The organism is Pseudomonas fluorescens (assembly GCF_902497745.1).
Lineage (GTDB): Bacteria > Pseudomonadota > Gammaproteobacteria > Pseudomonadales > Pseudomonadaceae > Aquipseudomonas > Aquipseudomonas fluorescens_BM.
On the sequence record NZ_CABVHJ010000041.1, the window covers coordinates 1 to 5,317 of the forward strand.

Annotated in this window: 6 protein-coding genes; 2 read left to right on the plus strand and 4 right to left on the minus strand. The window is 52.3% G+C overall.

All coding sequences use genetic code 11. The features are described from left to right. Positions 1-109: transposase domain-containing protein (locus tag F8N44_RS30775; protein WP_150652988.1), on the plus strand; the 109-nt coding region annotated here is incomplete at its 5' end. A 155-nt stretch (positions 110-264) separates the two neighbouring features. Here F8N44_RS30775 and F8N44_RS31970 read toward each other — a convergent pair. Then, positions 265-1,152: an RHS repeat-associated core domain-containing protein gene (locus F8N44_RS31970; protein ID WP_224794851.1), complete on the minus strand. Its 888-nt coding sequence runs from the start codon at positions 1,150-1,152 to the stop codon at positions 265-267. Next, the gene (locus F8N44_RS30785; RefSeq protein ID WP_150652989.1) at positions 1,149-1,655 is read right to left on the minus strand and encodes a hypothetical protein; all 507 of its coding nucleotides are present in this window, start codon (positions 1,653-1,655) and stop codon (positions 1,149-1,151) included. Before F8N44_RS30785 ends, F8N44_RS31970 begins: the two co-directional genes overlap by 4 nt. 582 nt (positions 1,656-2,237) lie before the next feature. On the opposite strand from F8N44_RS30785, the gene F8N44_RS30790 reads away from it, so the two are divergent. Then, complete coding sequence (locus F8N44_RS30790) at positions 2,238-3,221, plus strand: RHS repeat-associated core domain-containing protein (RefSeq protein ID WP_150652990.1); 984 nt, start codon at positions 2,238-2,240, stop codon at positions 3,219-3,221. 694 nt (positions 3,222-3,915) lie between these two features. Here F8N44_RS30790 and F8N44_RS30795 read toward each other — a convergent pair. Beyond that, on the minus strand, positions 3,916-4,893 hold the full coding sequence (locus F8N44_RS30795; RefSeq protein WP_150652991.1) for an IS5 family transposase: 978 nt from the start codon (positions 4,891-4,893) through the stop codon (positions 3,916-3,918). 75 nt (positions 4,894-4,968) lie between these two features. Next, the coding region (locus F8N44_RS31520; RefSeq protein ID WP_191630991.1) for a hypothetical protein at positions 4,969-5,317 on the minus strand (349 nt) is incomplete at its 5' end.

Here is a 5,317-nt window from a genome sequence, read left to right on the forward strand (position 1 = left end):
ACCCTATGCGTGGCTGCGCCACGCACTGGAACGTTTGCCACTGGCGTCCTCGGTTGAGGATTACGAAGCCCTGTTGCCGTGGAACTGCACGCCGGTATCACCTGGCTGAGCGCTCACCCCATCCTGAAATCGGTGGGGTTTATGGAGCGCTTACTTTTGGTGCAATCGCTGACAACGGGTAAAAGGCGGGAAGGACTGACCATTGTGAAGCACAGGATTTGCAGCGCTCCCTGCGCCGTGCTGTCAGTCCTTGTTCCTGCTTTTTTATTGACTAAATCGGTGCCCCACAGCCCCAAAAAAAGGGCCGAAGAGGTCATTGCCCTCAGGATCAGCGTGTTGTGCGGGGGGAGTTGGTTGTGGTGCGCGCGGGCGCTCCGCGGTATGCCTTTCAATCATATTATGGTTATTGTTACTGTCAAACCGCGGCCTCACCCGAGTATCGGACTTTTTGTTAATAATATCTGGTGCAGCATCGAAATAACCGGTTACCGAAGCGATGAAGCCAAGCCCAGTACTTGCCTTTTCAAGCTGAGTGTCAACCTTGTGCCTGCTTGGGTCGCCCGTAAGACCGTCAGCCACCACTTCCATATCTTCACTGACTACCGCAGATGTATAGGACACCACTTTATTGGTGAGTTTTATTACACCTCTGGCTGTTCGAGGCCGTTTTTTTCCATTTTTATGGTCAACTCCTTCGATAGCCAACCCCGTCGCCGTATTGGTAATGCTGCCGACAATTGATATCCCATCTAATATTTTATGGGTTGTAGGGTGCCCACTGATCGATTGACTGGCAATCTCGGTGCCTATTCCTACGACACCGGATATGGCGTGTACAACAGCTAAAGACTCTCCTCCGGAGGCTACGGCAGCGGCGACATCGAATGCAGTATCGATGCCTTCGACAATATCCCCAAAAATTGCCCCTAGGCGCACATGCCCTGTCGGGTCGGTATGATTAATCGGGTCCCCCTCACAATAGGCGTATGGATTAATCCCGCCTTTACCAAACGGGCTCAGGCTGTCCGGTGACGTAAAGCGTCGCAGTGCGGGGCTGTACAAGCGATAACCGTTGCCCAGGTGATAACCACCCGGCACCGGGTCGATGCGCTCGCCATTAAAGCCCAGCAGGCTGCTATTATCGTTGCTCATGACTGTTCACCGTACGGGCCATAGACCAGTTTCACTTGAGTACTGCCGTTTTCTACACTGAGGACTGAGCCATTGGCATCAATACCACTTAGCCAAGTATTTGGGTTAGTGCCTGTACGAACCTGTGCCAGGTTGCCCCCCGGGCCACTGAGCAGGCGCACGCCGTTATTGATGTTATTGCTTTCCACCTGATTAACCAATTTCGAGCCGCGATAATACAAACTAACGTCGTCCTGTTTTATCAGCCGGTTCATCCCGTCATACTGGTACGAACTACTCTTAGGATCCTGGCCCTTTACGACAACGCGGGACAGATACCCCTCCAGCACCGAGCCGGCACTCTCAAACGTGCGTCCTGCGCCATCGCTCGTCAAAAAACCATTCAGGTCATACTGCATCCAATCCGGAGTTAGATCGTTGTAACTCGAGTGATCATGTGTGACTTTGGATAGTCGGCATGGGTCATCTGTATTGTGATCAGGATCAAGGTAGGTGCATTCCATACGGTCCCTTCTAACTCATAGGTAATTGGTAAATAGCCAGCTGATCCCACTATCAACCGAGTCCCCAAGCATATCTCCTCGCCACATCTCATTTTTTGATCCGGACGTCTCAGTGCGCAAAAGTATCAGACTCCAGGGGAGGCTCTGGGAGATGGCGACAAAAGCTACGGGCACATCCCTGATTGATCAGTTGCGGCACGGTGAGGATCTGTGTGTGTGTGTGTGTGCAGGATTGCACGGGGGCAGCCTACGAGGCCATAGACAAAATCATGTCGCGAGTCGGCGCACGAGCATGCGCACCTCGGCCACGCCTCACTCACGGCGAGCAGTCGATCGTGGTGCATGATTAGCCGCTGATCCACTGCGATGAACCCGCGTCCAGGTGTTAACGTTTACTCTTTTCGACCGGTTGATGTAGCTTAGACAACGGCCTCCCTTCCCACCCCAGCGACACACCCAGCCATGCGCCCGCCCGTCACTCTTGATACGCCAAGACCAAACATATGAGACACCCAGAGAGTGTGCTTGCCAAGAATCGACCTACAGTGCCTGAAAGCTCAATCACTAAAACAGGTACACAACATGGAAGACGAACTGGAACCACGGGCTGCCGACTACCTCAGCAGCGTCCTGGGCTTTAATGGCGAGCGTATCGACCCGGTGCTGGGTGGTTATCACCTGGGCAATGGTTATCGTCTGTATAGCCCAACACTTAGGCGCTTTACATCACCGGACAGCATGAGCCCGTTTGGTAAGGGCGGGATTAACCCTTATGCGTATTGCGAGGGTGATCCCATCAACAACACCGACCCGAGCGGACATTTTCACGTGGGACGACACGGTATTGAGGGCATTGTGGCAGCAGCTGCCGGCGCTGGATTAGCCGTATTGACTGGCGGTAGCTCACTAGCTGTGGCTGGCGCTGTCTTAGGGGGCATCTCAGCGGCTACAGGTATAGCTGCGGATAATACAAAAGGCACAGCACATTCAGTTTTGGGCGGTATATCCCGAGGAACAGCTATAGCGGGCAGTATTGCTAATATTGCTGATATTGGAGTTTCTGCCCTACAAGCATCCCCTATCGGCAAGTTAGCTGAGCACGGACCATTTGCTCTTAGTGGTAGGCCGGCGGATGCAGCTAATGCTGCTAGGGCTATGAGGAATGGGCCAACAGGCTCTAGTACCGATTTGCATATCAGGGAGCATTTTCGGCGTACCCTACCGCCGGCGGTTTTTGATGAATACGCTAACGCAAATCCTCTCGCTGATGCGGCTACAGAGCGCCCTCTACACTTACCCTCGCACGCTGCAGCCAATGCAGATCCTGTCGCTGACCCAACTGCTGGGCACTTGCATCGTCCACCTTCGCCCGCTGCCGCAAACTCGGATGGCTACGTTGAAATACTGCCTGCTCCCGATAACTCGAATACTACCGATCGCCAGATTAACGAGCATTTTCAACGAATCATTCGGCCCAAAGCTCCAAGACAGGTAAATGATGAAAGCTTTACTGCTAAGAACTTCGCACCATGGAGGGGGGGCCCTCCCCCTCCATCCTATTTCTGAAATCGGGGCCCGTCAGAAGAAGAATTTTTCTTCTAAGCGGATTAAGGAAATTTTTAGTGAAGATAATGCGTTTTTCAGACAGGCAAATTATCGCCGTCCTCGAATAGACCGAAGCCGGTCGCTCGGTGCCGAGCCGTGTTGGGACCACGAGCCTAGCGGCCATTTTATACAAACGGTGAATCAGGTTCAGCGGTATGGATGTGTCACTGATGGCTCGTTAGCGCGAGCTTGAAGAGGAACGCCTCAAAGTCGAACTCGTCCAGGAAGCGATGGCAAAAAATTAGTGCACTGCTAAACCACGAGGATGCGGATCCGGTGTTAGTCGGTGATAATGAAAACAGTTTATCTGTAATTTACCGCCGATTGCATGCCGGGCCGCGATTGAAATAACATCAATACTCTCGCGGCAGCTAGCACGAACCCTATGGTGCAAAGAAGAACGAATCACCAGTCGGGCATCTTCATCGCCATATCTCGTACCTCACGAATGATGTTGCCATAGCCCAAGAACGTCTTCTCCATGTCTGTTTATGGGGTTGCCTCCTCTAAGGAAGGTCTGAAGTACCCAGCGATTTTTTGATGCTCCAACCATTTGGAGTTCAAAAAATCGACGGCCTGCCAAAAATCAGACTTAGGCTCTTTTTAATTCATTGTTTTTCCTTGAGCCGCGCCTTTTCTCCGCACATTTCGCGCATCACAGACGCACCTCTCCCGCAACCAAGAGCCGTTTTCGCATCATCCACAGGTTTGACAGGGCAAACAGCGTGGTCTGTTGCGCGGTATTTTTTATCAGCCCGCGATAGTGCACTTTCGTATAGCCAAACTGGCGCTTGATCACCCGGAACGGATGTTCGACCTTGGCTCGCATCTGGGCCTTTGCGTATTCGATTTTGCGACGCACCTGAGCGATAAAACTCTGCTTGCCGTGCTTCTTATACGTGCTGGGCCGTGCGGCAATTGACCAGATCATCTGGCGATCTTGATGTTCCGGACGCTTGTCCACGCCGGTGTAACCGGCATCGCCAGAGACATAAGTTTCCTCTCCATGCAGTAACTGATCGACCTGGGTCACGTCCGCCACATTCGCCGCCGTGCCCACCAGGCTGTGCACCAAACCGGATTCGGCATCGACACCCACATGCGCTTTCATTCCGAAGAAATATTGATTTCCTTTCTTCGTCTGGTGCATTTCTGGATCACGTTTACCGTCCTTATTCTTGGTCGAACTCGGCGCATGAATGATCGTTGCATCGACCACAGTCCCCTGGCGTAGCAGCAAACCACGGTCGCCCAGATAGCCAATGATGACCTGCAAAATCCCGCCTGCCAACTCATGTTTTTCCAGCAGACGCCGGAAGTTGAGAATCGTGATTTCATCAGGAATCCGATCCAGATGCAGCCCGGCAAACTGGCGCAGAATCGTGGTTTCGTAGAGGGACTCTTCCATCGCCGGGTCGCTGTAGCCGAACCAGTTTTGCATCAGATGAACCCGCAGCATGGCCATCAACGGATACACCGGACGACCGCCTTCACCCTTTGGATAATGCGGCTCGATCAACGCAATCAGGCCTTTCCAGGGCACAACCTGATCCATCTCAATCAGGAAACGCTCGCGTCGGGTCTGTTTACGTTTGCCAGCATATTCGGCATCAGCGAAAGACATTTGCTTCATCGGGGCTCAACCGTTCAGTTCTTGTGAGGTGGGTATTTCATTTCACCAAATCTGGAAGTCTTTTTCAGGGTTTCCTTAGAGGTGCGTGCCCCTACCAGTAGTCTTCAGAACCTCCACCCAAGCTCCCTCAAAACTAGCATAGTCCTCCTTGTACAGCCCCCTTATAAGGCCAGGGTGTAGACTCGTTATCTGCCTCAATTTAATTTCATCCTTTAAGTGCTCATAAGAGCTGGGCATGACAAAGTCCTTAACACTCGATTCATTATAAATCTCCATGTCTGCGAGATACTTTTCTTTAGGGTACATTTGCTTCTCAGCCTCTACCCAAGCTCGTGGGTCATTTAGATCCGGCGGTGATTTCCGTATGGCTTCCACAAGGCGTCGATGGTATTCAGGATCGGTGGCGATTTTCCTGTTGTACTCA

Coding starts and splice junctions, on each gene's coding strand:
- F8N44_RS30795 (WP_150652991.1), bottom strand. CDS start 4,893: ATGAAGCAAATGTCTTTCGCTGATGCCGAATATGCTGGCAAACGTAAA.
- F8N44_RS30785 (WP_150652989.1), bottom strand. CDS start 1,655: ATGGAATGCACCTACCTTGATCCTGATCACAATACAGATGACCCATGC.
- F8N44_RS30790 (WP_150652990.1), top strand. CDS start 2,238: ATGGAAGACGAACTGGAACCACGGGCTGCCGACTACCTCAGCAGCGTC.
- F8N44_RS31970 (WP_224794851.1), bottom strand. CDS start 1,152: ATGAGCAACGATAATAGCAGCCTGCTGGGCTTTAATGGCGAGCGCATC.